General features: G+C 30.6%; 26 protein-coding genes and 1 other annotated feature. Of the genes, 23 read left to right on the top strand and 3 right to left on the bottom strand.

The genetic code is table 11. The annotated features are described in order from the left end of the window. Nucleotides 1-122 precede the first annotated feature (122 nt). From LGK95_RS01935 to LGK95_RS01920, 4 genes are all read left to right on the top strand, one after another. Nucleotides 123-530: a hypothetical protein gene (locus LGK95_RS01935; protein ID WP_226121593.1), complete on the top strand. Its 408-nt coding sequence runs from the start codon at nucleotides 123-125 to the stop codon at nucleotides 528-530. A gap of 148 nt (nucleotides 531-678) precedes the next feature. After that, nucleotides 679-1,449 (top strand): histidinol phosphate phosphatase, encoded by a 771-nt coding sequence (locus LGK95_RS01930; RefSeq protein WP_226121591.1) that lies wholly within the window; start codon nucleotides 679-681, stop codon nucleotides 1,447-1,449. A gap of 128 nt (nucleotides 1,450-1,577) precedes the next feature. After that, nucleotides 1,578-2,486: an AEC family transporter gene (locus LGK95_RS01925; RefSeq protein ID WP_226121588.1), complete on the top strand. Its 909-nt coding sequence runs from the start codon at nucleotides 1,578-1,580 to the stop codon at nucleotides 2,484-2,486. 32 nt (nucleotides 2,487-2,518) lie between these two features. Further along, nucleotides 2,519-3,019, top strand: coding sequence for a flavin reductase family protein (locus tag LGK95_RS01920; RefSeq protein WP_226121587.1), 501 nt, complete (start codon nucleotides 2,519-2,521; stop codon nucleotides 3,017-3,019). A gap of 98 nt (nucleotides 3,020-3,117) precedes the next feature. On the opposite strand, the gene LGK95_RS01915 is transcribed toward LGK95_RS01920, so the two are convergent. Both LGK95_RS01915 and hisS read right to left on the bottom strand, forming a co-directional pair. Next, nucleotides 3,118-4,467, bottom strand: a complete 1,350-nt coding sequence (locus LGK95_RS01915) for an aminotransferase class V-fold PLP-dependent enzyme (protein ID WP_226121585.1) — start codon at nucleotides 4,465-4,467, stop codon at nucleotides 3,118-3,120. A gap of 94 nt (nucleotides 4,468-4,561) precedes the next feature. Further along, complete coding sequence (gene hisS, locus LGK95_RS01910; protein WP_226121583.1) at nucleotides 4,562-5,878, bottom strand: histidine--tRNA ligase; 1,317 nt, start codon at nucleotides 5,876-5,878, stop codon at nucleotides 4,562-4,564. A gap of 466 nt (nucleotides 5,879-6,344) precedes the next feature. Between hisS and LGK95_RS01905 the strand changes: the two genes are divergently transcribed. The 5 genes from LGK95_RS01905 (at nucleotide 6,345) to nifU (LGK95_RS01885) (ending at nucleotide 9,973) form a co-directional block, all read left to right on the top strand. Next, nucleotides 6,345-6,785: an RrF2 family transcriptional regulator gene (locus tag LGK95_RS01905; RefSeq protein ID WP_226121581.1), complete on the top strand. Its 441-nt coding sequence runs from the start codon at nucleotides 6,345-6,347 to the stop codon at nucleotides 6,783-6,785. Further along, a complete protein-coding gene (nifS, locus tag LGK95_RS01900) occupies nucleotides 6,778-7,962 on the top strand; it encodes a cysteine desulfurase NifS (RefSeq protein ID WP_226121579.1) in 1,185 nt (394 codons plus the stop codon). Before LGK95_RS01905 ends, nifS begins: the two co-directional genes overlap by 8 nt. A gap of 2 nt (nucleotides 7,963-7,964) precedes the next feature. Next, nucleotides 7,965-8,393, top strand: coding sequence for a Fe-S cluster assembly scaffold protein NifU (gene nifU / locus LGK95_RS01895; protein WP_226121577.1), 429 nt, complete (start codon nucleotides 7,965-7,967; stop codon nucleotides 8,391-8,393). Nucleotides 8,394-8,402: 9 nt separating this feature from the next. Further along, complete coding sequence (gene mnmA / locus LGK95_RS01890; RefSeq protein ID WP_226121575.1) at nucleotides 8,403-9,479, top strand: tRNA 2-thiouridine(34) synthase MnmA; 1,077 nt, start codon at nucleotides 8,403-8,405, stop codon at nucleotides 9,477-9,479. 95 nt (nucleotides 9,480-9,574) lie between these two features. Beyond that, on the top strand, nucleotides 9,575-9,973 hold the full coding sequence (gene nifU / locus LGK95_RS01885; protein WP_226121573.1) for a Fe-S cluster assembly scaffold protein NifU: 399 nt from the start codon (nucleotides 9,575-9,577) through the stop codon (nucleotides 9,971-9,973). Nucleotides 9,974-10,026: 53 nt separating this feature from the next. Here nifU (LGK95_RS01885) and nagZ read toward each other — a convergent pair whose 3' ends face one another. After that, entirely contained in the window at nucleotides 10,027-11,235 is a 1,209-nt protein-coding gene (gene nagZ, locus LGK95_RS01880) for a beta-N-acetylhexosaminidase (protein WP_226121571.1), read from the bottom strand. A gap of 181 nt (nucleotides 11,236-11,416) precedes the next feature. Between nagZ and LGK95_RS01875 the strand changes: the two genes are divergently transcribed. The 14 genes from LGK95_RS01875 (at nucleotide 11,417) to LGK95_RS01810 (ending at nucleotide 26,443) form a co-directional block, all read left to right on the top strand. Continuing rightward, entirely contained in the window at nucleotides 11,417-11,923 is a 507-nt protein-coding gene (locus tag LGK95_RS01875; RefSeq protein WP_226121569.1) for a PRC-barrel domain-containing protein, read from the top strand. Beyond that, complete coding sequence (locus LGK95_RS01870) at nucleotides 11,910-12,938, top strand: AI-2E family transporter (protein WP_226121567.1); 1,029 nt, start codon at nucleotides 11,910-11,912, stop codon at nucleotides 12,936-12,938. The genes LGK95_RS01875 and LGK95_RS01870 overlap by 14 nt, the downstream gene beginning before the upstream one ends. Nucleotides 12,939-13,001: 63 nt before the next feature. After that, nucleotides 13,002-13,195: a binding site (T-box leader), on the top strand. Nucleotides 13,196-13,253: 58 nt separating this feature from the next. After that, nucleotides 13,254-15,899, top strand: a complete 2,646-nt coding sequence (gene alaS / locus LGK95_RS01865; protein ID WP_226121564.1) for an alanine--tRNA ligase — start codon at nucleotides 13,254-13,256, stop codon at nucleotides 15,897-15,899. A 181-nt stretch (nucleotides 15,900-16,080) separates the two neighbouring features. Further along, a complete protein-coding gene (locus tag LGK95_RS01860; RefSeq protein WP_216306100.1) occupies nucleotides 16,081-16,338 on the top strand; it encodes an IreB family regulatory phosphoprotein in 258 nt (85 codons plus the stop codon). A gap of 70 nt (nucleotides 16,339-16,408) precedes the next feature. Continuing rightward, a complete protein-coding gene (ruvX, locus tag LGK95_RS01855; protein WP_226121562.1) occupies nucleotides 16,409-16,828 on the top strand; it encodes a Holliday junction resolvase RuvX in 420 nt (139 codons plus the stop codon). Between the two features lie 63 nt (nucleotides 16,829-16,891). Beyond that, on the top strand, nucleotides 16,892-17,149 hold the full coding sequence (locus LGK95_RS01850) for a DUF1292 domain-containing protein (RefSeq protein ID WP_226121772.1): 258 nt from the start codon (nucleotides 16,892-16,894) through the stop codon (nucleotides 17,147-17,149). 154 nt (nucleotides 17,150-17,303) lie between these two features. After that, the gene (locus LGK95_RS01845) at nucleotides 17,304-17,756 is read left to right on the top strand and encodes a Fur family transcriptional regulator (RefSeq protein WP_226121560.1); all 453 of its coding nucleotides are present in this window, start codon (nucleotides 17,304-17,306) and stop codon (nucleotides 17,754-17,756) included. Nucleotides 17,757-17,996: 240 nt separating this feature from the next. Then, the gene (gene typA / locus LGK95_RS01840; RefSeq protein WP_226121558.1) at nucleotides 17,997-19,823 is read left to right on the top strand and encodes a translational GTPase TypA; all 1,827 of its coding nucleotides are present in this window, start codon (nucleotides 17,997-17,999) and stop codon (nucleotides 19,821-19,823) included. Nucleotides 19,824-19,988: 165 nt separating this feature from the next. Further along, nucleotides 19,989-20,657: an O-methyltransferase gene (locus tag LGK95_RS01835; RefSeq protein WP_226121556.1), complete on the top strand. Its 669-nt coding sequence runs from the start codon at nucleotides 19,989-19,991 to the stop codon at nucleotides 20,655-20,657. Continuing rightward, nucleotides 20,654-21,886, top strand: coding sequence for a peptidase U32 family protein (locus LGK95_RS01830; RefSeq protein ID WP_226121554.1), 1,233 nt, complete (start codon nucleotides 20,654-20,656; stop codon nucleotides 21,884-21,886). Before LGK95_RS01835 ends, LGK95_RS01830 begins: the two co-directional genes overlap by 4 nt. Next, the gene (gene udk / locus LGK95_RS01825) at nucleotides 21,886-22,521 is read left to right on the top strand and encodes a uridine kinase (protein WP_226121552.1); all 636 of its coding nucleotides are present in this window, start codon (nucleotides 21,886-21,888) and stop codon (nucleotides 22,519-22,521) included. The genes LGK95_RS01830 and udk overlap by 1 nt, the downstream gene beginning before the upstream one ends. Nucleotides 22,522-22,582: 61 nt before the next feature. Beyond that, nucleotides 22,583-24,313: a penicillin-binding transpeptidase domain-containing protein gene (locus tag LGK95_RS01820; RefSeq protein WP_226121550.1), complete on the top strand. Its 1,731-nt coding sequence runs from the start codon at nucleotides 22,583-22,585 to the stop codon at nucleotides 24,311-24,313. Between the two features lie 95 nt (nucleotides 24,314-24,408). Next, on the top strand, nucleotides 24,409-25,137 hold the full coding sequence (gene sigK / locus LGK95_RS01815; protein ID WP_226121548.1) for an RNA polymerase sporulation sigma factor SigK: 729 nt from the start codon (nucleotides 24,409-24,411) through the stop codon (nucleotides 25,135-25,137). A 250-nt stretch (nucleotides 25,138-25,387) separates the two neighbouring features. Beyond that, nucleotides 25,388-26,443 (top strand): type IV pilus twitching motility protein PilT, encoded by a 1,056-nt coding sequence (locus tag LGK95_RS01810; RefSeq protein WP_226121770.1) that lies wholly within the window; start codon nucleotides 25,388-25,390, stop codon nucleotides 26,441-26,443. Nucleotides 26,444-26,661: the final 218 nt, after the last annotated feature.

The following is a 26,661-nucleotide window of genomic DNA, read 5'->3' as shown; positions in this document are numbered from 1 at the left end:
TGGTAACTGGGCTAGTTACAGGAAAAATAATGAATGAGTTAGATACTAATGTGTATAATAGTAAGCAAATCTAATAATATTATGCAATATGGGTACCTTAATATATATAAAGAGGTGATCTAATGAGAATTAAAATTAAGGTAGTATGTATTTTACTTTTAAGTATGTGTATGATGGGATACAATCACACTACTGAAGCTGTAACGATAGTAAATGAGTCAAATATGACGCATTTACTATCTGTAAAATCTCAAAGTAATTTGACAATTATAAATTCTGTAGCTGCAGTTAAGCGTGGAGGTACAGGTGTCATAACTATAAAAGGAACACCCAATACTTTATATAGTATAAAGACCTCATATAAACTAATTAATAAAACAGTGTCTGTAATACAATGGCGTACTACAGACGGAACAGGAGTAACTACATTTAATTGGATTGTTAGTATGAGAACTATGTCTGGAACATATGATGCCACAATTTCTGGTGGGGGAGATATACTGAAAACAAACCATAAAGTCATTCCATAATAAATTTTATAATGATAATAGAAAAAAGGATATAACTCTAAGACTGGACTTGGGGTTATATCTTTTTGTGCCGATTTTTGATATAATCGAGTATAACAACAGAATTAAACATTGTTAAAAACTCTAAAGGACACTAGGAGGATGAATTATGATTGACTCACATGTACATACAGAGTTTTCAGAAGACTCTCAAATGAAAGTTCAGCATGCGCTTGAACGTTCAAAAAAGAATAATATAGGTTTGACTTTTACAGAGCATCTAGATTTAAAATTTTCAGAAGGAACAGATATTACTTTTGATATAGATAAATATTTTAATGACTACGAGCAGTATAAGAAGAGCAACATTATGCTTGGAATTGAAGTTGGTATGCAACAAAATTGTTTTAAGGATAATAGAAACATAGTGCAAAAATATCCTTTTGACTATGTAATTGGATCTATTCATGTAGCAAAGGGAGAAGACATTTATTATCCGAAATTTTATGAGGGCAAAACTAAAAAAGAAGCCTTCGAAAGCTATTTCTCAAGTATGGTAGATTGTGTAAAACAGTACGACTTTATTGATAGTCTAGGGCATATTGATTATATATCTAGATATGGTACTTACCAAGATAATGAAATTCACTATCATGAGTTTACTGAGTATATAAACGGAGTTATAAAAGCTGTATTACATAGTGGGAAAGTAATGGAGATTAATACAAGAAGACTGGGAAGTAAGGAAGCGTATATTAATTTAACTAATATCTATAAGGCGTATAACCAAATGGGTGGTAAATATGTAACGATTGGTTCTGATGCTCATCATGCAGAGGATATTGGTAATAACTTTAAAGAGGCTATAAAAATATGCGAGACATGTAACTTAAAACCTGTGTATTTCAATAAAAGAAAAATGGAGTATATGTCTATATAAGTAAATATGTAATGGCAGTATTAAGAATTCTTAATACTGCCATTACATATTAATAATTGTTAGCTATTTCTATTTAATGTGGTAATAGTAAGTTGCTAGCATGTTTTTATTAATTAAGGAGATTGAAAATGGATAATAGCCAATTAATTAATCAAGTTATCGTATTATTTGTTATTATGGCGGTAGGTTTTTATGCTAAGAAAAAGAAGTTTCTTAATAATGTAGTTGATAAAGGTTTGTCAGAACTATTACTAAATATAACTTTACCATTTATGATAGTAACATCATTTAATATTAAGTATGAAGCAGAAATGGTTAGTAATGCACAAAAGATTTTAATATATTCTTTCTTAATACACATAGGGTTAATATTTATTAGTAAAATGTTTTTCTTTAAACTTGCGAAAAATAAACAGCAAGTATTTAGATTTATTACTATTTTTTCTAATGTAGGGTTTATGGGTTATCCAGTGCTTGAAAGTATTTATGGAGGAACAGGTGTTTTTTATGCTGCAATATTCAATATTGCCTTTAACATTTTAGTTTGGACAGTAGGTGTAATGTTATTTACAGGGGAAAAGGATTTTAAATCAATGATGAAAGAAGTAACAAACCCAGCGATAATAGCAGTAATTATTGGCCTTATTTTATTCGTGTTTTCAATAAGATTACCTTTACCTATTGAAACTTCACTAAAACTAGTGGGATCTACCACAACACCGATTTCTATGATAATTGTTGGATCGATGCTTGCAGAAATGAAATTTAAGGATGCGTTTACTAATATTTCTGTATATTATGCTGCAGTAGTTAGACTTTTAATAGTTCCAATGACTGTTTATGTAGTGTTAAAACTATTAAAGGTAGATAATTTGTTACTTAACATATGTGTTATACTTCAAGCAATGCCAGCAGCAGTAATGGCTCCAATAATTGCTGAAAAATATGGTGGTGAAAGTTTACTTGCGTCACAATGCGTATTTATAACTACAATACTTTCTGGAATAACTATTCCAATAATAATATTATTCTTATAGTTAGACAGTAAATAAAAATGGAGGTTTTATAAATGAAAGTTAATTTTACTGAAAATTTAGAAAAAGGTATAGAATTTTTACGAACTCAAGGGGCATTCTTAACAGTGAAATCTGGTGATAATATTAATACTATGACGATAGGCTGGGGAAACGTGGGATATATATGGTATAGACCTATATTTACCGTTATGGTAAGAAAATCAAGATACACACATGAGCTTATAGAGAGCTCAAATAATTTTACAGTAAGTATACCCTTAAGTAAAAATCTAAAAAATCAATTAATGGTGTGTGGAAGTAAATCTGGTAGAGACATTAATAAATTTAAGGAGTGTAACTTGACCTTAGAGGATAGTAAAAAGGTTGATTCTCCAATAATTGGAGAGTGTGAACTTCATTACGAATGCAAAATTGTATATAAACAAGAGATGAATTCAGAGCTTCTTTCAAAAGATATTGTAGAAAGCTCTTATAAAGATGGAGATTATCATACCTTATATTATGGAGAAATAGTAGATGCCTATACTAAATAGCAAAGGGTCATATAATTGTTTATAATAAATAGATATATAATTATTAAAATAGTACACATAGGGTAGTGTACTATTTCTTTTCGTTTTATTGGTATTTTTTAAACATCAAAAAGAGTTTTTTTCATGTTTCCATATTTGAGGTTATAGTAGTCTCTTTTTAAAGAAATTTTATTTAAGGCATAAGCTAATATATCAATTTCTGAGTAGGTATTATATATTCCAAAACTAATTCTAACCATGCCAGGACTGTATAAATCAGGGTTTTTTATTTTCTTACTTAAAAATTCATTAGAAATATGCAATAACTTAACAACGTAGGGCTGAGCGCAAAAACACCCACTTCTTACAGAAATTCCGAATTCATAGGAAAGAATTTTTGCAACCAAAGCATGTTGTATACCATAAATATTAAAGGGGATTATACTTACCCTGCTGGTTTCTTTAGAAAGATCACAATATATCTTTAAGTTTGGAATGTTTCTTATCTGACATATAGCATAGGAAGTCAAATTTCTTTCAATGCGTTCCACATTATTCATACCAATATTACTTAGTGTCTTAATAGCTGAAACTAGAGCAATTGACCCTATAACGTTTGGCGAACCAGCCTCATGACGTTGAGGTGAGTCATTCCACTTTATATAATCATGAGTAACAATATCTACTGTTCCACCACCTACAATATCAGGTTCACATTTATCTAAAATACTTTTAGGCCCAATTAAGACTCCGATGCCAAAAGGAGCATACATTTTATGAGCAGAGAAAATTAAAAAATCTATATTATATTCTAAATTCTTATTACTCATAATAAAAGGAGCATGAGGCACTAATTGTGCACCATCAACAAGTAGTTTAGAGCCGAATTTGTGAACTAACTTGGCGATATCATAAATTTTGTTTTTATAGCCAGTAATGTTTGAAGCACCTGTAATTGTGACTAGTCTTATATAATTATTATATTTATTTAGTTTAGCTTCTAAGTCCTCTAGTGACAACATGCCAGCTTCATCTATAGATATATAATCAACAATAAATTTATCTCTCCAAGGTAGATCGTTTGAATGATGCTCCATATCTGTTGTTAATATAACATTTCTTTTATATGGCTCATACAAAAGGTTCGATAATTTGTTAAATGCTTCTGTTGAATTTTTAACATAGATCACAGTATTATTAACATTAGCATTAACAAAATTGCTAACAACAATTCTAGAATTCTCATATAATTTGGTAGTTAGTTGAGATTTATATCCTTCACCACGATGAATGGAGGAATACCATGGAGCAAAATCAATAATATCTTCCATAACAGATTTAAAAGGTGGTGTAGTTGCTGCATTATCAAAATTAATTGCAGTAACACATTTTCCAGATATAAGAGGTACCTTTTTATTTACGCCAAGTATCAGGTCTCTGTAGCTTGGACTATTATCTTTATTTGACATGATACTCCTCCTCGTAAAATCATCCACAGTATATAGTATTAATTTTACGAGAAAAAGGTGATTAAAAAATAATCATATTTTGCCTAATTGTTTTTTATACATTAACTATTTTATAAGCTAAGCCTGAGTCAACAGTTGTCTGATCACCAGTAAGCATGTTCTTTATTGTTACTGTTTTACTTTGTACTTCATCATCACCTATTAAAATTACAAAAGAAATGCCTAATTTATTTGCATACCCAAGTTTCTTTACGATTTTTGCATCTTCAAGGTATATTTCTGTAACTATGCCCTTATGTCTCAAAGTATTTGCAAAAGTTATTGCATAATCGATATTATTATTTAAGGGTATTACTAGTACCTTTGTAATACCGGTTTTAGTATCATTATTAAAGAATCCAACTTCATTTAATTGGTAGAATAAACGCGTAAGACCAATAGAAATTCCTACTCCAGGTAACTTTTGTTTTGTATAATACTCTGCTAAGTTATCATATCGTCCACCTGAACAAACAGAACCAATCGACGGATATTCATTTAAAAATGTTTCATAAACTGTTCCTGTGTAATAATCAAGACCTCTGGATATTTTTAAATCTATTTTAATATTATCATCAGGAACACCAAACAATTTTACGTATTTAATGACTGTTGAAAGCTCATGTATGCCATCTTTAAAGCTTTCATTAGAGACGTCTAAATTCTGTAATAATGATAAAATGTCCTGATTACTTCCAGTTATATTAATGAATTCAAGAATTTTTTCTACAACTTCATTACTTAAGCCACTACTTATTAGTTCATTGGTTGCAGTTGATACACCAATTTTATCTATCTTATCAATAATTCTTAAAACGTCCGATTTGTCTTCAATTTCTAATGCTTCAAAAAAGCCGTTTAAAAGTTTCCTATTGTTTATTTTTATGGTAAAATCCTCAAAACCAAGATTGTTAAATATTGAATAAATAATACTAGGTATTTCAGCATCATTCAAGATGCTTAAACTATTGTTTCCAACAATATCAATATCACATTGGTAAAATTCACGAAAGCGGCCTTTTTGATTTCTCTCTCCTCTATAAACTTTTCCAATTTGATATCTCCTAAAAGGGAAAATCAATGAATTATAATTTTGAGCTACATACCTTGCGAGTGGTACAGTTAAATCAAATCTAAGTGATAAATCATTATTACCCTTTGAAAATCTATAAATTTGCTTTTCTGTTTCTCCTCCACCTTTAGCGAGTAAAATTTCTGATTTTTCTATTACTGGTGTATCTATGGGCATAAAGCCAAAGCTTTCATAAGTTGTCCTTATAGTATCTGATAATTTGTTGAACTGAATTTGATCTGTTGGTAATAACTCCATAAATCCAGGTAGGATTGATGGTTTTACAATTTCGTTTTTCATTATTAATACCTCCTATAAAAATATAAAAAACCCGACGTAAGTGGCATAGCTACGTGGGTGATAATCATCTAGAGCATTTTTTAAATTATACTATATATAATGGAATACTTCAAGGATGAATATGCGTTTTGTGAGCATGTTAACTCAAAGTTTAATTAAATATAGAATGATGAGTATTACTGATGTATAGGTTGATTATTAGTGGATAATACAATATTATGGCTTATATAAGGGAATAATAAAAGAAATTTGAAATATTTATAGTTGACAAGATTACTAGGGTTTGATATTATGAATTTAGAAAGTATAGTAAAACACTCTACTTTAACGACATTTCAGAAGGAACGTCCCCTCTGTTATAAGTAGGGATTACATATTTAGGAAAATGAAAATTTCAGTAGGAGCATAAATCTCCTACTTAAGTCGTTAAATTAAGCACCGCAGGTGATGATAAAGGAGTGATTAAATGAAATTATCTACGAAGGGAAGATATGGGGTTAAAGCTATGGTAGATTTAGCAATAAACTATGGAGAACAACCTGTATCTATAAAAAGTATATCTGAAAGACAAAGTATTTCTGAATATTATTTAGAACAATTATTCTCATCACTTCGAAAGGCTAAACTTATTAAAAGTGTAAGAGGATCTCAAGGCGGGTATATACTCAATAGATCACCAGAGGATATAACTATATATGATATTATTAATGTACTAGAAGGACCAATAGAAATTTCTAACTGTCTTGAAGACGAAGAATGTACTAATATTGATTGCTGTGCTACAAGGTTATTATGGAAGAAAATAAAAAATAGTATAGATAGTGTGACTACCTCAATAAATTTAAAAGATATTGTCTCTGATTATAACAAAATGGCACTAATTAAAGGAGTGAAAGATAATGAATAAATCAATTTACATGGACCATGCTGCAACCACATATACTAAAAAAGAAGTTATGGAAGAGATGCTTCCTTATTTTACAACATATTTTGGAAATCCTTCTTCAATATACACTCTTGCAAGAGAAACTAAGAAAGCAATAGATATTGGACGCGACAAGGTAGCAAAGGCAATAAATGCTGATTCAAATGAAATCTTTTTTACTGGCGGAGGTTCGGAAGCAGATAACTGGGCTATAAAGGGAATAGCTTCTGCTTATAAGAAAAAGGGAAATCATATAATAACAACAGTTATTGAACATCATGCAGTTCTTCATACTTGTGAATATTTAGCTAAAAATGGATTTGATATTACATATTTACCAGTTGATGAATATGGATTTATTAGTATTAAAGATTTAGAGAATGCAATTACAGACAAAACCATTTTAGTATCAGTAATGTTTGCAAACAACGAGATTGGAACAATTGAACCAATAAAAGAAATTGGAGCATTATGTAGAAGTAAAAAAATACTTTTCCACACAGATGCAGTTCAAGCTGTAGGTCATATTCCAGTAGATGTAAAAGAAATGAATATAGATTTATTGTCTCTTGCTGGACATAAATTCTATGGACCTAAAGGCATAGGTGCATTATATATAAAAAAAGGTATTAAAATAGATAATTTAATACATGGTGGTGGCCAAGAAAGAAATAGAAGAGCTGGTACTGAGAATGTAGCTGGCATAGTTGGTATTGGCAAAGCACTTGAACTTGCTGTAGAAAATATGGAAGAAAACAATAAAAAATTAGTTTATTTAAGAGATAAATTAATGAATGGATTACTAAAAGTACCTTATACAAGACTTAATGGACCAATAGGAGAAAAAAGACTTCCAGGTAATTCCAATACTTGCTTTAGGTTTGTTGAAGGTGAATCTATATTACTAATGTTAGATGCAAATGGGATTGCAGCGTCAAGTGGAAGCGCATGTACATCAGGTTCTTTAGATCCATCTCACGTGTTACTAGCAATAGGTCTTATCCATGAGATAGCTCATGGTTCACTAAGATTAACTTTAGGTGATGCTACTACTGAGGAAGAAGTAGATTTTGTTTTAGAAACAGTTCCAAAGGTTATTAAAAGATTAAGAGATATGTCACCACTATATGATGACTACTTAAAGAAAGGGGAAAAATAATTATGATGTATAGTGAAAAAGTTATGGACCATTTTACAAATCCAAGAAATGTAGGCGAAATTCCTGATGCTGACGGAATTGGTGAAGTTGGGAATGCTAAATGTGGTGACATTATGAAGGTTTATCTAAAAGTAAAAGATAATATAGTCGTAGATGCAAAATTTAAAACTTTCGGTTGCGGATCAGCAATAGCATCTTCAAGTATGGCGACAGAACTTATTAAGGGTAAATCTATAGATGATGCATGGACATTAACAAATAAAGCTGTAGCTGAGGCTTTAGACGGGCTTCCAGCAATAAAGATGCATTGCTCGGTACTCGCTGAAGAGGCTATCCACATAGCAATTAATGACTACAGAACTAAAGCTGGGCTAGAAGTATGGAATTACAAAGAACATGACGATATACATGGTGAAGTACACGAAGAATAGGTGATATAAATGAAAAAAAAAGTAGTTATTGGAATGAGTGGTGGAGTAGATAGCTCTGTAGCTGCATATCTTTTGAAAGAGAAAGGATATGAAGTTATAGGAATTATGATGAAGCTATCTCCGGATAATCCTGATTATGAAGAAAATGAAGGCGGGTGTTGTTCTATTTCAGCCGCAAACGACGCAAGACGCGTTGCAGATGTATTAGATATACCTTTTTATGTTATGAATTTTAAAGATGTATTTAAAACAAATGTTATTGATAACTTTATTGATGAATATATGGAAGGCAGAACGCCAAATCCATGTATTGTTTGCAATAAGACAATAAAGTTTAAAGAATTTTTAAGGAAAGCTAAGGCCCTTGGTGCTGATTATATAGCTACAGGGCATTATGCTAAAATTGAAAAACAAGAAGAGAGATATGTACTTAAAAAATCAGAAGATGATAAAAAAGATCAAACTTATGCCTTGTATACCTTGAATCAAGAACAATTAAAACATACTCTAATGCCTTGTGGAGATTATTCTAAACCTGAAATACGTAAAATAGCAGAGCGAATTGGATTAGAAGTCTTTAAAAAAAGAGATAGCCAAGAAATTTGTTTTATACCTGATAATGACCATGGAGCTTATATTAAGAAGTATAGTGGTCGTGACATAAAGCCAGGAAAATTTGTTGACAAGCAGGGTAAAGTCATGGGAACACACAAAGGGATTGTATACTATACTATAGGACAAAGAAAAGGATTAGGTATAGCAATAGGCAAACCCGTTTTTGTCAATGACATTAATCCTATAACAAACCAAGTGATAATAGGTGACGAAGAAGATATTTTTAAAACTGGGCTTATAGCAAAAGATTTGAATTTTATCTTATTTGATAAACTTCCTTCAAGTTTAAGAGTAACAGCTAAAATCAGATATTCTGCAAAACCTCAATTAGCTACTTTAGTTCCTATAGAAAATGATAGAGTAAAGGTTATTTTTGATGAGAAACAAAGGGCTATTACAAAAGGCCAATCAGTGGTTTTCTATATAGAAAACTTAGTAGTTGGTGGGGGAATTATTGAGAAAATTTTATAAATACAATAAAGCTACTTTGGTAGATTATTTAGGCAGAGGGATATCTTGTTAAAGACTAGGTATCCCTCTGTATTTTGAAAGAAAGGAGCAAAATTATGATATATAGTGATAAGGTTATGGAACATTTTTACAGTCCTAGGAACATGGGAGTATTAATTGATGCTAATGGTATTGGAGAGGCTGGAGACCCTAAATGTGGTGACATAATGAAGATATATATTAAAGTTGAGAGTAATATAATAACTGGTGTTAAGTTTAAGGCTTTTGGTTGTGGTTCAGCTATCGCATCTTCTAGCATTGCAACAGAACTTATAAAGGGAAAAACACTCGAAGAGGCATGGAAGCTAACTAACAAATCTGTTATTGAAGCTCTACAAGGATTGCCAGTAATTAAAGAGCATTGTTCTGTTCTTGCAGAACAAACTATACACAATGCGATAAATAATTACAGAAAATTACAAAAACTTGAACTTTGGGAAAGTAATTTAAAGTAATTTAAAGTAATTTAGAAAGCAGCTATATTGGGGTTTAATCAATGTAGTTGCTTTTAATTTCTTAATGTGGTTTCTATTTTATCGTTTATTGCATTAATATCAATTGAGCTTCTTATATTATTATTAAGATTATATTTTTCTTTGAGTTTTAGTATTCTATATATGCTCTCATCCAGTCTTTTTTCTGGTATCAATTTATTTTTTACAGCAGTTTTTAGTGAATTAATTACTTTGATCTCATTGTCATATTCATGGCATACTAAGATAATATCACTCCCAGCATTAAAAGATTTAACGGCAGCATCGCCAATGTCGTTATATTTTATAATGGCAGCCATAGTCATATCATCAGTAATGACTAATCCATTGAATTTTAAAGATTTTCTTAATATATCAGTTATAATAATTTTTGACATACTCGCAGGATAATTAGCATCTATTTTGTTAAGTAAGATATGAGACACCATAATAGCATCTACATTATTCTTTATAGCTTCTTTAAAAGGTGTCAGTTCAAAATTATTTAGTTTTGTTAGATCTTTATTCACTATGGGAAGCCCTACATGAGAATCTACTGAAGTGTCTCCATGTCCAGGAAAGTGTTTTACAACAGGAATTATTTTGTTATCTTGCATACCTTCCATTGTTTTAATGCCTAATTTTTTTACAATGCTTGGATTATTCCCAAATGCTCTGTCTCCAATTACAGGATTATTAATATTACTATTTATATCTAGGACAGGAGCAAAATCCATGTTAAACCCAAATATTTTTAGCTCTTCTCCAATTATATTTCCAATCTTGTAACTTAAATTACTATTATTCTTTTTTCCTATAATTTTATTGGATGGAATATTCTTGATTTCACTTGGCATCCTTGATACTTGTCCACCCTCCTCATCTACAGATATAAATAAAGGAGTTTTGTTTTGATGATTAGTGGCTTTTAGTGAATTAGTTAGTTTAACTAGCTGACTGGAATTATCTACATTTGTACTAAATAAAATAACACCACCAACCTTATGCTCTTTAATCAGATTATTTATGTTATTATTCATTGCAAAGCCATCAAGTCCCACAATTACTAGTTGCCCAATTTTTTCATCTAAACTCATAGTATTTATTTTGTTTTGCACTGCATCAATCCTTTTAATTTGCGGTTTATGAACCACACTTTTAGAACTGCGACTTGAATTTGTTGCATTACATCCAGTTAAAAACAAACCCAAAAACAATAGTATGCTTATAATTAATTTATTCATTAAAAATTTCACCGCCTCTTTAACAAAATGTAAATATTGTTAAAATTAAAATCCATAAACAACTATACTATTTAAAACATATATATTCAACATTAATCTTTGTTTTTGTAATAATTATTAGATTATTTGGAAAACATAATTATAACTAAAATAATAAAATAGTTTTCATCTAGGAGATAATATGTTTAAAAGTAAAGATTTTATATTTATGGATGTTGTAAGTGTAGAAGGTAAAAAAATTGGTTTTATTAGAGACTTGCTAATAGATTTCAACAAAGGGAAGGTAATTGGTTTTGTAATATCACCCTATAAATTCTTTCATAAAAATTTAAGCGTATTAAAAGAAGACATTGTATACTTTAATAAACATATGGTAGTTAAAAAAGTGGAAAAGAATAAATATTTATGTCTGCATAGCTTTATTAATATGGATGTAATAGATAAAAGCAGGAATGTATTTGGAATGGTTGAGGACATTACTTTTACATATGATTCTTTTGATATAAAAGGAGTCATAGTATCTTCTGGGTTTATTACAAACTTGCTTAGAGGAAAAAGAATAATGTTAATTAATGAACTTATACTGGGAGAAGAAAATCTTCTCTATATTTCAAGTTGCAATGAATATAGTTTTAAAAGTATGGCACATAACTTTTTTGTAGAGGGAAAAGCAAATGAAAAAAATTAATACAAAAAAATTAATTATTACTATTATAATCATTTTTATTTTTGCTTTAATTTTATCTGTTGCAATAAAGATACCTATAGTTAAACAATTGGTGAATTTAGTGTTTATATCATTCATTGTCTCATATATACTAAAACCACTATATATGCTTTTAATTAAAAAAGGAATCAATAAAAAAGCTGCCGCTTCTTTAATAATAATCGGGTTATTATGTTTAATTTTGTTAACATTTGTTGTAGTAATTCCATCAATATTTAGAGAAAGCTTGCACATAAATAAGGCAATAAATGATTTGGGAAAATATCTAATTAATGCAAATATGAAAATAAAAGTATTAAGTTCAAACGAAGTTATGAGTAGTGTTATAAATACCATATACCATAAGGCTAATGTTCAGATACTTGTAATATTTAACAAAATATTTGATTCTATTATGGGCCTTGGTGAAAATTTATTAACTTATATGGTTGCGCCACTAATAATATATTACTTTTTATGCGATAGCGAAAACATGATCAATAAGACATTAATAGTTTTCCCCCCAGAAAGTAGAAATATAATAAAAAAAATTATTGAGGACATTGATAAGGTACTAGGGAGATATATCATAAGTCAACTTATTTTATGTGGAATTATAACAATCGCAACCTTTTTCATATTAATTTTTATGAAAATTGATTTTCCTCTAATACTTTCCTTAATAAATGGAATTTTTAATATAATTCCATATTTTGGGCCTATATTTGGTATTATACCTATAATTTTGATAGGCCTCTTAGCTTCTCCAAAAATAGCTTTATATACAGCAATGTGGGTTTTTGCACTTCAACAAATTGAGGGAAGCATATTGTCCCCAAAAATAATTGGAGAAAGCATAAGTATGCATCCGTTAACAGTAATACTGTTATTAACCATTGGAGGGAAGGTTGGTGGGATTTTAGGAATGATTCTTGCAGTACCGCTTGGGGTAGTCTTTAAAGTTATATATGAGGACATAAATTATTATTTATTTTGATTATAAGTCATATATATAGAAATATTAAGGAAAAATGTGCTATACTTTATAAGTATAGGTTAATATTAGGTAATGATAAGAATTATTAAATATATTTAATCATTTAGAGAGGAAGTGGATGGTGAAAACTTCTTGATAAATATATTGAAGCTGTCTTTGAACCTTATGTAGATGAGAGATACCACTAAGTAATTAATTTCTTTTAATTATGAAGTGGTATAATTAGGGTGGTAACGCGGAAAACTTTCGTCCCTTGCTTTAGGGGAGTGAAGTTTTTTTTATATTTAAGCATTATAATTAATCGGAGGAGATATTATGGAGAAATTAGGGTTAAATGAAATTAGGGAATCCTTTCTAAAGTTTTTTGAAAGTAAAGGACATCTTAGACTAGAGAGTTTTCCACTAGTACCTAAGAATGACAGTAGTTTATTACTTGTAAATGCCGGCATGCAACCACTTAAACCATATTTTACAGGAATTCAAACACCACCTAATACTAGAATAACTAATTGTCAAAAGTGTATTAGAACCGGAGATATTGAAAATGTAGGGAAGACTTCAAGACATGGTACTTTCTTTGAAATGCTTGGTAACTTCTCTTTTGGTGATTACTTTAAAAATGAGGTTATTCCATGGGCTTATGAATATGTAACAGAGGTTTTAAATATCCCAAAAGAAAGTTTGTACATAACTGTATATTTAGAAGATGATGAAGCTTTTAATGTCTGGAGTAAAAAAACTGACATTGATCCTTCCCGTATTTTTAGGTTGGGAAAAGAAGATAATTTTTGGGAAATAGGCCAAGGACCTTGTGGACCAAGTTCAGAGCTACACTATGATCGGTTTGTAGAACTTGGGCAAATAAAAACTAAGGAAGAATTTATTAAAGCAGGCAATGAAGATAGAGTAATAGAATTTTGGAATTTAGTATTTACTCAATTTGATAAGGACGCAGAAGGTAATTACAATAAGTTAAAGAATCCAAACATAGATACAGGTATGGGGCTTGAGAGAATAGCTGCCATAATGCAGAGAACAGACAGTATCTTTGAAATAGACACTATAAACAACATTCTACAAGAAGTTTCAAGAGTTTCAGGTGTAAAATGTGGTGAAAGTATCACTGAGGATATATCATTAAAAATAATAACTGATCATGTTAGAAGCACAACATTTATGATAAGTGATGGTGTACTTCCATCTAATGAGGGTAGAGGGTATGTCCTTAGGAGGCTAATTAGACGGGCAGCAAGGCACGGTAGACTACTTGGAATTAAGAATGTTTTTTTAAGTGAGCTTTGCAATACTGTTATTAAAAATTCATTTAAAGCATATCCAGAATTAAAAGAAAAAGAATCTTATATTAAAAAAGTTATAAAAATTGAAGAAGAAAGATTTTTAGAGACTTTAGATTCAGGTATGGATATATTAAAAGTTTATATAGAAGAGCTTGAAAGTAACGACGATAAAATTTTAAGTGGAGAAAAAGCTTTTAAGTTATATGATACATATGGTTTTCCATATGAACTTACGGAAGAAATATTACAGGATGCAGGTATAAAAATTGATTTAGAAAAATTTAATATGGAAATGCAAAGCCAAAGACAAAGAGCAAGAGATGCTAGAGGACAGTCAAATTATATGGGGAGTGGAGATAATGTACTTAATTTAATACCTAAAGAGATAGAAACAAAGTTTGATGGTTATGATAAAACTTTGTTGCAATCTAAGGCATTAATATTAATTAATGGTGAGGAACTTGTTAAAGAACTATCTAAGGGAGAAAAAGGAATTATTGTAACCGGAGTCACACCTTTTTATGCTGAAATGGGCGGCCAAATAGGAGATACTGGAACAATTTTTAACAGTAACTTTATGGCAGAAGTTTTAGATTGTAAGATGAATGCATCAGGCAAAGTTGTACATTTTGTTGAAATAATTGAGGGAACATTGCTAGTAGATGAATTAGTAACCCTTAAGGTTGATGAGGATAGAAGATCTGCCATTTGTAAAAATCATACTGCAACTCACATGCTGCAAGAAGCATTAATAACAGTTTTAGGTGAGCATGTGCATCAATCAGGCTCTTATGTAAAAGAGGATAAATTAAGGTTTGATTTTACTCATTTTTCTGCACTAACAGATGAAGAAATCACTAAAGTTCAACGAGACGTAAATGACAATATTATGAAAGCTTGCAGGGTTGATACTAATGTAATGACCATAGATAAGGCTAAGGAAACCGGAGCTATAGCTTTATTTGATGCAAAGTATCAAAATGATGTTAGAGTTGTATCTGTTGGCGAGTATAGCAAAGAATTATGTGGTGGTACTCATGTTAAAAACTCAGGGGAAATAGGGTTATTTAAAATTTTATCCGAAGCAGGAGTAGCTGCAGGAGTTAGAAGAATTGAGGCTATAACAGGTAGTGAATATATAAAATATGTAGAAGATAAAAATGATCTATTAAAAGGTATATCTAATGCATTAAAATGTTCAGAAAAAGATATAATAAATAAATTGCAAATGCAATTAGATGAATTAAAAGATAAAGAAAAGGAAATAATGTTACTAAAAGGTAAATTAGCTAGTTCTTCAGTTGATGAAATGTTAGATAATATTAAAGAGGTTAAAGGTGTAAAGGTAATTTGCGGAACAGTGAGAGATATGGACGTGGATGCTTTGAGAAATTTAGCTGACAAACTTCGTGATAAACTTGGTGATGGTGTAGTGGTACTTGGAAGCAACATAAATGAAAAAGTACAATTTGTCGCAATGGCATCTAAATCTGCTACAGATAAAGGCATACACTGTGGAAAAATAATTAAAGAAGTTGCTAAAATAGCTGGAGGCGGCGGTGGAGGTAGACCTGATATGGCAGAAGCAGGTGGGAAACTTCCAGAAAAATTGGATAAAGCAATAGATAATGTATGTTCTATAATTGAAAGATTAGTAAAATAGTATACTTTTTGTAATAGTTGTTTTATAATATAAGTAGTAAGAAGTAATTGTATTATCGTTAGTATGTAATTATGGATTTTTTTGTAATAAAAGACGTACTATATTACCAAGTAATTTCCAAATATACTTAAGTAGGATAAATTACAGTGATCATCGTATTATAAGGGAAGGGGTGTATAGAATGGATATTAATCAAAATACAGTCCAATTTGATTTTGTAAAAGATAAAAAAGATTTAACAAAAACTATATTGACTGACGTATATAATTCACTTATAAAAAAGGGGTATAACCCAGTAAATCAAATGGTAGGATATTTAATTTCTGGAGATCCAACATATATAACGAACTACAATGGAGCAAGAGCGTTAGTAAGAAAGCTAGAGAGAGATGAAATACTTGAAGAAGTCTTGAAATCTTATCTAGACATAAAAAAATAAAATGCCCATAGGGGCATTTTATTTTTTGACTATAGTGCTGGAATCAGGCTATTATTAAAGGAGTATGCACATGAGAATATTAGGTTTAGATATTGGAGACAGAACAATAGGGATAGCTGTATGTGATCCTTTAGGATTAACAGCACAAGGCATTACAACAATTAAAAGAAAAAGCATAGTTTTAGATATAGAAGAAATTGATAAAATATGTAAACAGTACAATGTAGAAAGTTTTGTATCTGGTCTTCCCAAAAATATGAATGGTACTATAGGACCACAAGGAGAAAAGGTTCAACGCTTTTGTGAGAAACTTAAGGAAACCTTGAATCTGCCAATAAAAATGTGGGACGAAAGATTAACTACAGTAGCTGCTAATAGAGTGATGTTAGAGGGAGATTTGTCTAGATCAAAAAGAAAAAAGATTGTAGATAAAATTGCTGCTACATTCATTTTGCAAGGATATTTAGATAGCTTAGGTACACGTTTATAAAATTTATTTTTACATAATATGTAATCTAAATGGAGATATTATAATTTGAAAGGAGAAAATAAAATGGATAATAATGTTGAAACTATCATGTTATACGACGAAGAGGGTAAAGAAATTGAATTTGATGTATTAACAAAATTGGATATTGAAGACAAGGAATATGTCATAGTTGCGCCAACTGGAGAAGAGGACATTGATGCAATCGCACTAAGAATAGATAAGGATGCAGAGGGTAACGATATTTTAGTTACAATCGAAGAGGATGAAGAGTTTGAAATGATTTCGGAAGCTTATGATGCGATTTCTTCTGATGAGATCTAAATTAACTTTAACAGAAATTCAAACCACTCAGCCTGTTTTCTTAAAACTAAATGATTATCAATTGACAATATTTCAATAAAGTATTACACTATACCTATAGTGAATATGTTTACAATGATTTGTCAAATGATAGTTGCAGAAAAGGGGTATATATATGTCAAAAGTATCTCCAGAGAGCGTTGAGAGTTTAAAAGAATCTTTAAAACAAGAGGGATATAAGCTAACTCCACAAAGAAGAGCTATCTTAAATGGAATAATTAAGAGTGAAGGTAGCCATCTTACAGCTGAAGAACTATATGATTTGGTTAAGACTGACTGCCCTGAAATAGGTTTAGCTACAATTTACAGAACAGTTCAACTTTTAGAAGAAATGGGTGTAATACGAAAGCTCGATTTGGATGATGGTTGTAGTAGATATGAACTTAACCATGAAGATGAACACCATCAACATCACCACCTGATATGTAATAGGTGTGGTAAAGTATTAGAGGTACAAGGAGATTTGCTTGATGATCTTGAAACAATTGTTGAAAAAAAGTATAATTTTAAGATAGAAGATCATAGCTTGAAATTTTATGGCGTTTGTGATAAGTGTTTAGGAAAATAAGCTAAAGGCTTAGGAATCAACATATGGTCTTTTGTGGGATTATATGATGAAAAAACTAATTATATGATGCAATTGAAGTAAATTTATCATTTGCTGATAATGAATAATAGACATAGTTGACTTTTTTGCAAGATAATATTAGAATAAGTATAGTAAGTGCGAAAATTGGATACACAAAGACGTATCCAATTTTCGTTTGTGTAAAATGTGTAAACACACGAAAAAAATTGGAGGATTAATATGAATTTATTTACAAGAAATGATGTTAGAAATATAGCAATTATTGCCCATGTAGATCACGGCAAGACAACACTAGTGGATTGTTTACTTAAACAAAGCAATGTTTTTAGAGAAAATGAAAAGGTACAAGAAAGAGTAATGGATTCAAATGACTTAGAAAAAGAAAGAGGAATAACAATTCTTTCTAAGAATACTGCAGTAATGCATAATGGAATTAAAATAAACATAGTTGATACTCCAGGACATGCTGATTTTGGTGGAGAAGTTGAACGTGTACTTAAGATGGTTGATAGTGTACTTCTTGTAGTTGATGCATATGAAGGTCCGATGCCACAAACTAAATTTGTTTTAAAGAAAGCATTAGAATTAGACCTTAGACCTATCGTTGTTATAAACAAAATTGATAGAAAAGATGCTCGTCCAACTGAAGTTCTTGATGAAGTCTTTGACCTATTTGTTGAACTTGGAGCAGATGATGAACAATTAGACTTTGCAGTGGTATATGCTTCTGCTAGAGAAGGGTTTGCAAAATTTGAAGTTGATGATGTAAGTGACAACATGGAACCATTATTTGATTCTATAGTAAAGAATGTAAAGGCACCAGAAGGATATTTAGATATGCCACTTCAAATGCTTATTTCAACTATTGATTATAATGAGTATGTTGGAAAAATTGGAATAGGAAAAATCCAAAGAGGATCAATCAAAAGAAATCAACAAATAGCACTTATAGCTAAAGATGGAACAATAAGCAACGTTAAAGTTTCAGCTCTTTTCGTTTATGATGGACTTAAGAGAGTAGAAACTGAAGAAGCAATTCTTGGTGATATCGTAGCAGTTTCTGGTATTCCAAACATTAACATTGGTGAAACAATAGCTGATATGCTTGAGCCAGAGGCACTTCCATTCGTTGAAATTGATGAGCCTACTTTAACTATGAATTTCATGGTTAATAATTCTCCTTTTGCAGGTCAAGAAGGAACTTTTGTAACATCAAGACACATAAGAGATAGACTTATGAAAGAACTTGAAACAAATGTTAGTTTAAGAGTAGTAGAAGCTGAAGAAGCAGATGGTTTTGAAGTAAGTGGAAGAGGAGAACTTCATCTTTCAGTTCTAATTGAAACTATGAGACGTGAAGGATATGAATTCCAAGTGTCAAAAGCAAATGTTATATATAAAGAGGAAAATGGCCATAAAACAGAGCCAATTGAGTTACTTACAATTGACGTTCCAGAAGAATTTATGGGCGTAGTAATGGAAAAAATGGGACCTAGAAAAGCAGAGATGGTTAATATGACTTCTGCTATAAATGGATACACTAGATTAGAATTTAAAGTACCATCAAGAGGATTGATTGGGTTTAGAAGTGAACTTATGACTGATACTAAGGGTAATGGTATAATGAATCACGTTCTAGATGGTTACGATAAGTACAAAGGAGAAATTCCAGATAGAAGTAGAGGTTCACTAATTGTATTTGAAGGTGGAGAAACTATAACTTACGGATTATTTAATGCTCAAGATCGTGGTATTCTTTTCTTAGAACCAGGAGTACCTGTATACGCTGGAATGATTGCAGGAGAATGTGCAAGAAGTGGAGACATGGAAATAAATGTTTGTAGAAAAAAACAATTAACAAATACTAGATCTTCAGGAGCAGATGAATCACCAAAATTAGTTCCAGTAAAACCTATGTCACTAGAGCAGTGCTTAGAATTTATAGCTATAGATGAGCTAGTTGAAATTACTCCTCTAAATATTAGAATGAGAAAAAGACTATTAGACTCGGGCGAAAGAAAAAGAGCAGGTGGCAAAAAGAAGTAAATAGTAGATAAAGTAAATAAAACAAAAAAATAAATAGTTTTATTATTGAAAAAGAAAACCGGAAGATTAATTTGGAAGGTTTTCTTTTTTAATTTACATATGAAATTAAAGATCTAACACAAGTCCTTAGTAAACTTGTGTTATTGAATTTTTGGAGGAAATTAAATGAGTGGAGTAACATATGATTATATGGAACAATATTTAAGAGCGCTAATTCCAAGCAATATTGGAATTATAAAAGATTTAGAAGATTTTGCGCTTGAAAATAGAGTACCTATAGTTCAAAAAGAAACTGCTAAATTTTTAGAATTAATGATTACAATGAATAGGCCCAAAAAAATATTAGAACTGGGAACTGCAATAGGATATTCAGCTATTTTAATGAATTTAACTTCTGGTGGAATAAGTGAAATCACAACTATTGAAAGAGACGAAAAAATGATAGAGATTGCAAAGTCGAATATACAAAAATACGGACTACAAAATAAAATTACTATTTTAGAAGGAAATTGCCTAGAAATACTTGAAAATCTTCAAGATGAATATGATATGATTTTTATTGATGCAGGAAAAGGACATTATAATCATTTTCTTCCTCACTGTTTAAGGCTCTTAAAAAAAGAAGGGGTCCTTATTGCTGATAATGTGCTTTTTCGCGGAATGGTTGCATCAAAAAAGATTGCAACGCGAAGAAAGGTCACTATAATAAAACGTATGCAAACCTATCTAGAACTAGTATCAAGTAATAATGAACTTATAACTTCTGTAATACCAATGGGTGATGGTATCTCAGTTACGATAAGAAGGAATAAAGTAAGTAGTAAGGAGGAATGAAACTAATGAAACCAGAAATACTAGCACCTGCAGGTAATTTAGAAAAGTTAAAAGCAGCTATAAATTTTGGAGCAGACGCAGTTTATTTAGGTGGAAGTAAATTAAATTTAAGAGCTTTTGCAAATAATTTTAGTAACGAGGATTTAAAAGAAGGTATAGAATTTGCACATTTGAGAGGGAAAAAGGTTTATGTTACATTAAATGTATTTCCTCACAACGATGATTTAGAAGGCTTAGAAGATTATTTGAAAGAAATATACAAGCTAGGTGCAGATGCTATCATTGTATCTGACCCAGGAATTATTATGACAGCCCTTGAAGTTGTACCAAATCTAGACATACATTTAAGCACTCAGGCTAACAATGTAAACTACAAATCTGCTATTTTTTGGCACAAACAAGGGGTTAAAAGAATTGTACTAGCAAGAGAACTATCTCTTGATGAAATTAAAGCAATAAGAGCAAAGTTACCTGATACTTGTGAACTTGAAGCCTTTGTTCATGGATCTATGTGTATGTCCTATTCTGGAAGATGTCTTATGTCAAATTATATGACAGGTAGAGATGCAAATCGTGGACAATGTGCTCAGCCATGTAGATATAAGTATTTCCTTATGGAAGAAAAAAGGGATGGAGAATACTTTCCTATACTTGAAGATGAGAAGGGTACTTACATAATGAATTCAAAAGACTTATGCATGATAGAACATATACCAGAACTAATAGAATCAGGCATAGCTTCCTTTAAGATAGAAGGAAGAATGAAAAGCTCATATTATGTTGCGTCTGTATGCAAATCATACAGAGAGGCTGTGGACGCGTATATAGATGATTCAGTAAATTATAAATTTCAGAAGAAATGGATGGATAACCTTCTAAAACCTAGCCATAGACAATTTTATACTGGGTTTTATTTTGCAGATCCTAGCAATCAGATATATGAATCTTCATCATATATTAGAAATTACGATATAGTTGGAGTTGTTCGCGAATATAATGAAGAAAATAGTATTGCAATGATTGAGCAAAAAAATAAAACATTCCTTGGAGATACTGTCGAAGTATTAAGGCCCATAGGAGATAATGTCTTAATTATACTTAATGATATGAAAAATTCAAAGGGAGAAAGCATACCTTCTGCCCCAAGCGCTCAAATGTTATTTACTGTACATGTTAAAGAAAAGCTTTGTGAGAATGATATACTTATTAAGTCTAAGGAGAAAAAATAATGACTCGCCCTATTTTAATAGGTATAACTGGGGGAACAGGCTCAGGTAAAAGCACTATTGCAAGAGAAATATATAAACATTTTGATGAGACCTGCATTGCAATGATTGAGCAAGATTCTTACTATAAAGATCAGAGTAATCTCTCTTATGACGAAAGAACCAAAACAAACTATGATCATCCAGACGCTTTTGATACAGATCTTTTAGTTAAACATCTAAATCTTCTTTTAGAAGGGAAAGCTATTCAAAAGCCCATATATAATTTTGAAATACATAATAGAATAAAAGAAACAGTTTCTGTAAATTCAAGAGAAATCATTATTTTTGAAGGAATCCTTATACTAGCTGATAAAGTTCTTCGTGATATGCTAGATATTAAGATATATGTAGATACTGATGCAGATGTAAGGTTTATAAGAAGACTTACTAGAGATATAAACGAGCGAGGAAGAACAACTGATTCTGTTATAACACAATATTTAAATGTGGTTAAACCAATGCATGAACAATTCATTGAGCCCACCAAAAGACACGCAGATATAATTATACCTGAGGGTGGACATAATAAGGTAGCTATAGATATAATAACTGCAAACATAAGTCAAATACTTCAGAAACAACAGGTTCAGAAATAATAACACCAGAGTATAAAACATCTCATTCTAGGCGAGAATTAGTCTAGGTGAGGTGTTTTTTATGAATAGTAGAAATAATATCTTTGGTTATTCAAATCAAAGGAGTGAAATACGAAAAAGAACTTGGATGATATTAGGTCTATTTATGCTATTATTTTGTTTGTTAACTTGGAGAATTGCAAACTTCATGTATTTTAATTCAGAGCCTTTAAAAACTATGTTTAATGCACAATATACTATAGATGAGACGTATGGACCTAAATATAGTTTAACTGACTGCAATGGACACGATCTTTTAACATATGAAATAAACTACTATGCAATTATTGACCCAGTAGATTATATAAGGTTCAATGAATATACCAGTAAATATGACTTAGAAGCATTGACTATTACACTACGAAACTATAATAAGAAATATGATTTAGAAAAAATTAAAGGCAATGGTAATGGGGAGAAACTAAGATATAAAATAGATGAGGTAACTTATAATAAACTTAAGGATATAAAAAAAGTGAAAGGCTTTTATACTTTTAAATCTAATGATGTAATAAAGGACGGATATTGGAAAATAGAAAATATATTGACAAATACAAAATATTTTAATGCGGCAGGAGTAGAGACAACAAAGAAATCCGAATCTTTAGAAATGCAAATATACAACAAAACTAAAGATAACGAATACACAAAAATTAGGTTTTCTAAAGGGGTTAATGGCGAAATATCTACAGGGAAAATTATTAAACCTAAAAACAATGTTAATGTAAGACTTACAATAGATAAAAAAATTCAAGATAAAGTTGGAGCAATTCTTAAGGAACAAAACTATGAAAAATATGCTCAAATTGGTGTCGTATTAATGGAGAGCAGTAGTGGAAAGATAAAAGCAATGGCACAAAAAGATGATAATACATATAATGCAAACTTAGGAATGGCAGGTACAAATGGATATTTGCCAGGATCGATATTTAAAGTTATTGTTGATGAGGCTGGGTTAGACACGAATTTGATAAAAGATAATGAAGAATTTAAATTAAAGTCTAATATATTTAAAGAGGAACCTATGAAGGGAAACGGAGGACCGTTTACAGTTGGGAAGGCTCTAACTGTTTCTTCTAATAACGTTTTTGCTCAAATTGGTTGGAGAGTAGGCATTAAGAATATATATAATTATGCCCAAAAACAAGGGATATTAAGTAAAGTATTAAATCTTGAGCAAGAGAGCAGTGGTAAGTTTCAGGAGGATATATCAAATCCTACACCGTCGGAAACAAGTCAAACAGCTATTGGTCAAAATGTTACAATGACGCCTTTAGAAGCCATAAGTATCCCTAATACTATAATAAATGATGGTATATATGTACAGCCAAGAATAATAGACACATATGTTGATGATAATAATAAAATTGTAGAAAAAAATACATCTAAAACTACAACCATATTAAAAAGTGAAACGGCAGAAATTGTGAAACTTCATATGATGGACGTAGTAGATAAAGTTAAGGGAGGCACAGGGGAATCAGCTTACATTGAAAATATGGGTATAGGTGGGAAAACAGGGACTACTACGTATTATACAAGTAAAATTGTAGATGGAAAAAAAGAACGCCAAAAAAGTTCTGATGGATGGTTTGTTGGTTTTTTTAATTTAGATGGAAAAAATTATTCTCTGGTTGTATATGTGAATAATATTACGATAAGTAATGCAAAAAATGTAGCAGATGAAGAAGCCGGAGGTACAGCTGCTCCGATCTTTAAAAAAGTGGTTAATGCACTTAAAGTTATGGACTAAAAACGTTTCAATTGATTAGATGTTTTTTTCATGTCCATGCACTTTAAAAAGTATCAATCATATCATATTAATAAGCTCTATTAGGAGGAACAGCTGTGTTTTTCGTAAATTGTTTATTAAATATGATTGGAAATGTTACATTTTTAACGGCTTATATAACTGGAAGTAGCTCATTCCCGCAACCATTAAGTGAGGAAGAAGAGAAATCCTATTTAATAAAGTTAAAGGATGGTGACCTATTAGCTAAAGGCGTATTAGTTGAACGGAATTTAAGACTGGTTGCACATATAGTGAAAAAATATTCTTATCCAGGCAAGGATGTAGATGACCTCATATCTATTGGAACTGTAGGACTCATAAAAGCTATTGATTCATTTGATATAAGTAAGGGAACAAGGCTTGCCACGTATGCTGCAAGGTGCATAGAAAATGAGATACTTATGCTTATTCGAAATAATAAGAAAACAAAAGGGGAAGTATACCTGCAGGACCCTATTGGTATTGATAAAGAGGGAAATGAGATATCTCTTATGGATGTTTTAAGTAGTGATGAAGATTCAATTATAGATATTGTAGAGAGTAAAATACAAGTTAAAAAACTTTATAGCATGATAGATGTAGCTCTATTGGATAGAGAAAAAATGATAATTCAAATGCGTTATGGATTACTTGACGGTAACCCTCGAACTCAAAGGGAAATTGCATTAATTTTAGGCATTTCTAGGTCCTATGTTTCAAGAATTGAAAAGAGAGCATTAAAGAAACTTAATAAGAAATTAAATGGTACTAATAAAAATAGGTTAAATAATTCTAATAAATTGTAGCAACTATGGTATAATTGTAAATTGTACACCATTATATGTAATAATGGAGTTAACTAATTTAGGCTAAAGCTTAAAAATGATTTAGTGAAAAGTAATTTATAACTAATCTTATATGTTATATAAAACAAAGTTTATACAGTTATTTGAAGAAAATGGAGCGAATTTATAAATGGCAAAGATATGTGAAAGTTTTAAACTGATATTGCCATAGATATTTGTGAAACTTCATTAAAGAACAGGAGGACCAATGATGATACCTCTTAATGAATTACTAGAAAAAACCACGAATCAAAATGCATCGGATCTTCACTTAACAGTTGGATCGGTACCGGTAATTAGAGTTAATGGTCATTTAATACGAGTAGGAGAAGATAAACTAACTCCAGCTGATACAGAAAAATACTCCAGGGAAATTCTAGAAGATTATTATGGAGAATACCTTGAAAATGGGGAAATTGATACTTCGTACTCTGTTGGAGGTCTCGGAAGATTTAGAGTTAATGTTTATAAGCAAAGAGGAAGCGATACTATAGCTATTAGGGTAGTTGCGCTAAAAATACCTACACTTAAACAGCTTTGTCTTCCAGAGGTTGTAAGGTCTCTCACTACAAAACAAAGAGGGTTAGTTTTAGTAACGGGGCCTACGGGAAGTGGTAAAAGTACCACACTCGCTGCTATGGTTAATGAAATTAATTCTACTAGAGCATGTAATATTATAACACTTGAGGACCCTATTGAATATTTGCACAAACACAATAAATCCATTATTAATCAAAGAGAAATTGGGAAAGACAGTAAAAATTATAAAAATGCATTGAAGGCTATACTTAGAGAAGATCCAGATGTTATATTAGTAGGGGAAATGAGGGATCTTGAAACAATTTCTATTGCTATTACTGCAGCAGAAACTGGACATTTGGTTTTCTCTACGCTACATACTATAGGCGCAGCAAAAACAGTAGACAGAATAGTGGATGTATTCCCTACACACCAACAGCAACAAATTAAAGTACAATTAGCCGCTGTAATGCAGGGAATAGTTTCGCAGCAATTAATACCTAAGATAAGTGAAAAAGGAAGAGTTGCGGCGCTCGAGATAATGATATCAACTCCAGCAATTCAAAATCTTATTCGCGAGGGTAAAACACATCAATTGCAATCATGTGTTCAAACTGGTGGTAAATACGGTATGAAAACTATGGATATGTCAATTGCAGAGTTATATAAAAAAGGTACTATATCTAAAGATGAAGCCATGACTTATTCAGTTGATAATGAAATGATGCTAAGAATGTTATCATTATAGAAATAATAAAAAAAGCTAAAAGTATAAAGAATTATAGCTTTTAGCTTTCTTTTTATGTTAAAATGTAAAAAAAAGGAGATTATTCCGTTTGGATAAATATTCTTCACGATATAATATTGCTTTTTCTATATATTGCTATTATACTTAGTTTAGAAGAACAAGTTAGCTTTTTAACATTATTAATTTAATGTAGTTTACTAATTTGAAATTAAGTTTAT

Origin of the sequence: Clostridium algoriphilum, assembly GCF_020443705.1 — a bacterium.
Taxonomy (GTDB): domain Bacteria; phylum Bacillota; class Clostridia; order Clostridiales; family Clostridiaceae; genus Clostridium_AD; species Clostridium_AD algoriphilum.
Note: the sequence above shows the minus strand (reverse complement) of the source record. Positions and strands in the feature narration are given on the sequence as shown.

Excerpts from the sequence above, each read along its gene's own strand:
- LGK95_RS01920 (WP_226121587.1), top strand. The coding sequence starts at position 2,519 with ATGAAAGTTAATTTTACTGAAAATTTAGAAAAAGGTATAGAATTTTTA.
- nifU (WP_226121577.1), top strand. The coding sequence starts at position 7,965 with ATGATGTATAGTGAAAAAGTTATGGACCATTTTACAAATCCAAGAAAT.
- udk (WP_226121552.1), top strand. The coding sequence starts at position 21,886 with ATGACTCGCCCTATTTTAATAGGTATAACTGGGGGAACAGGCTCAGGT.
- hisS (WP_226121583.1), bottom strand. The coding sequence starts at position 5,878 with ATGAAAAACGAAATTGTAAAACCATCAATCCTACCTGGATTTATGGAG.
- LGK95_RS01860 (WP_216306100.1), top strand. The coding sequence starts at position 16,081 with ATGGATATTAATCAAAATACAGTCCAATTTGATTTTGTAAAAGATAAA.
- LGK95_RS01820 (WP_226121550.1), top strand. The coding sequence starts at position 22,583 with ATGAATAGTAGAAATAATATCTTTGGTTATTCAAATCAAAGGAGTGAA.
- alaS (WP_226121564.1), top strand. The coding sequence starts at position 13,254 with ATGGAGAAATTAGGGTTAAATGAAATTAGGGAATCCTTTCTAAAGTTT.
- nifS (WP_226121579.1), top strand. The coding sequence starts at position 6,778 with ATGAATAAATCAATTTACATGGACCATGCTGCAACCACATATACTAAA.
- LGK95_RS01850 (WP_226121772.1), top strand. The coding sequence starts at position 16,892 with ATGGATAATAATGTTGAAACTATCATGTTATACGACGAAGAGGGTAAA.
- mnmA (WP_226121575.1), top strand. The coding sequence starts at position 8,403 with ATGAAAAAAAAAGTAGTTATTGGAATGAGTGGTGGAGTAGATAGCTCT.
- LGK95_RS01930 (WP_226121591.1), top strand. The coding sequence starts at position 679 with ATGATTGACTCACATGTACATACAGAGTTTTCAGAAGACTCTCAAATG.
- LGK95_RS01875 (WP_226121569.1), top strand. The coding sequence starts at position 11,417 with ATGTTTAAAAGTAAAGATTTTATATTTATGGATGTTGTAAGTGTAGAA.
- LGK95_RS01870 (WP_226121567.1), top strand. The coding sequence starts at position 11,910 with ATGAAAAAAATTAATACAAAAAAATTAATTATTACTATTATAATCATT.
- ruvX (WP_226121562.1), top strand. The coding sequence starts at position 16,409 with ATGAGAATATTAGGTTTAGATATTGGAGACAGAACAATAGGGATAGCT.
- LGK95_RS01835 (WP_226121556.1), top strand. The coding sequence starts at position 19,989 with ATGAGTGGAGTAACATATGATTATATGGAACAATATTTAAGAGCGCTA.
- nifU (WP_226121573.1), top strand. The coding sequence starts at position 9,575 with ATGATATATAGTGATAAGGTTATGGAACATTTTTACAGTCCTAGGAAC.
- LGK95_RS01905 (WP_226121581.1), top strand. The coding sequence starts at position 6,345 with ATGAAATTATCTACGAAGGGAAGATATGGGGTTAAAGCTATGGTAGAT.
- LGK95_RS01935 (WP_226121593.1), top strand. The coding sequence starts at position 123 with ATGAGAATTAAAATTAAGGTAGTATGTATTTTACTTTTAAGTATGTGT.
- nagZ (WP_226121571.1), bottom strand. The coding sequence starts at position 11,235 with ATGAATAAATTAATTATAAGCATACTATTGTTTTTGGGTTTGTTTTTA.
- LGK95_RS01925 (WP_226121588.1), top strand. The coding sequence starts at position 1,578 with ATGGATAATAGCCAATTAATTAATCAAGTTATCGTATTATTTGTTATT.
- LGK95_RS01810 (WP_226121770.1), top strand. The coding sequence starts at position 25,388 with ATGATACCTCTTAATGAATTACTAGAAAAAACCACGAATCAAAATGCA.
- LGK95_RS01830 (WP_226121554.1), top strand. The coding sequence starts at position 20,654 with ATGAAACTAATGAAACCAGAAATACTAGCACCTGCAGGTAATTTAGAA.
- LGK95_RS01915 (WP_226121585.1), bottom strand. The coding sequence starts at position 4,467 with ATGTCAAATAAAGATAATAGTCCAAGCTACAGAGACCTGATACTTGGC.
- LGK95_RS01845 (WP_226121560.1), top strand. The coding sequence starts at position 17,304 with ATGTCAAAAGTATCTCCAGAGAGCGTTGAGAGTTTAAAAGAATCTTTA.
- typA (WP_226121558.1), top strand. The coding sequence starts at position 17,997 with ATGAATTTATTTACAAGAAATGATGTTAGAAATATAGCAATTATTGCC.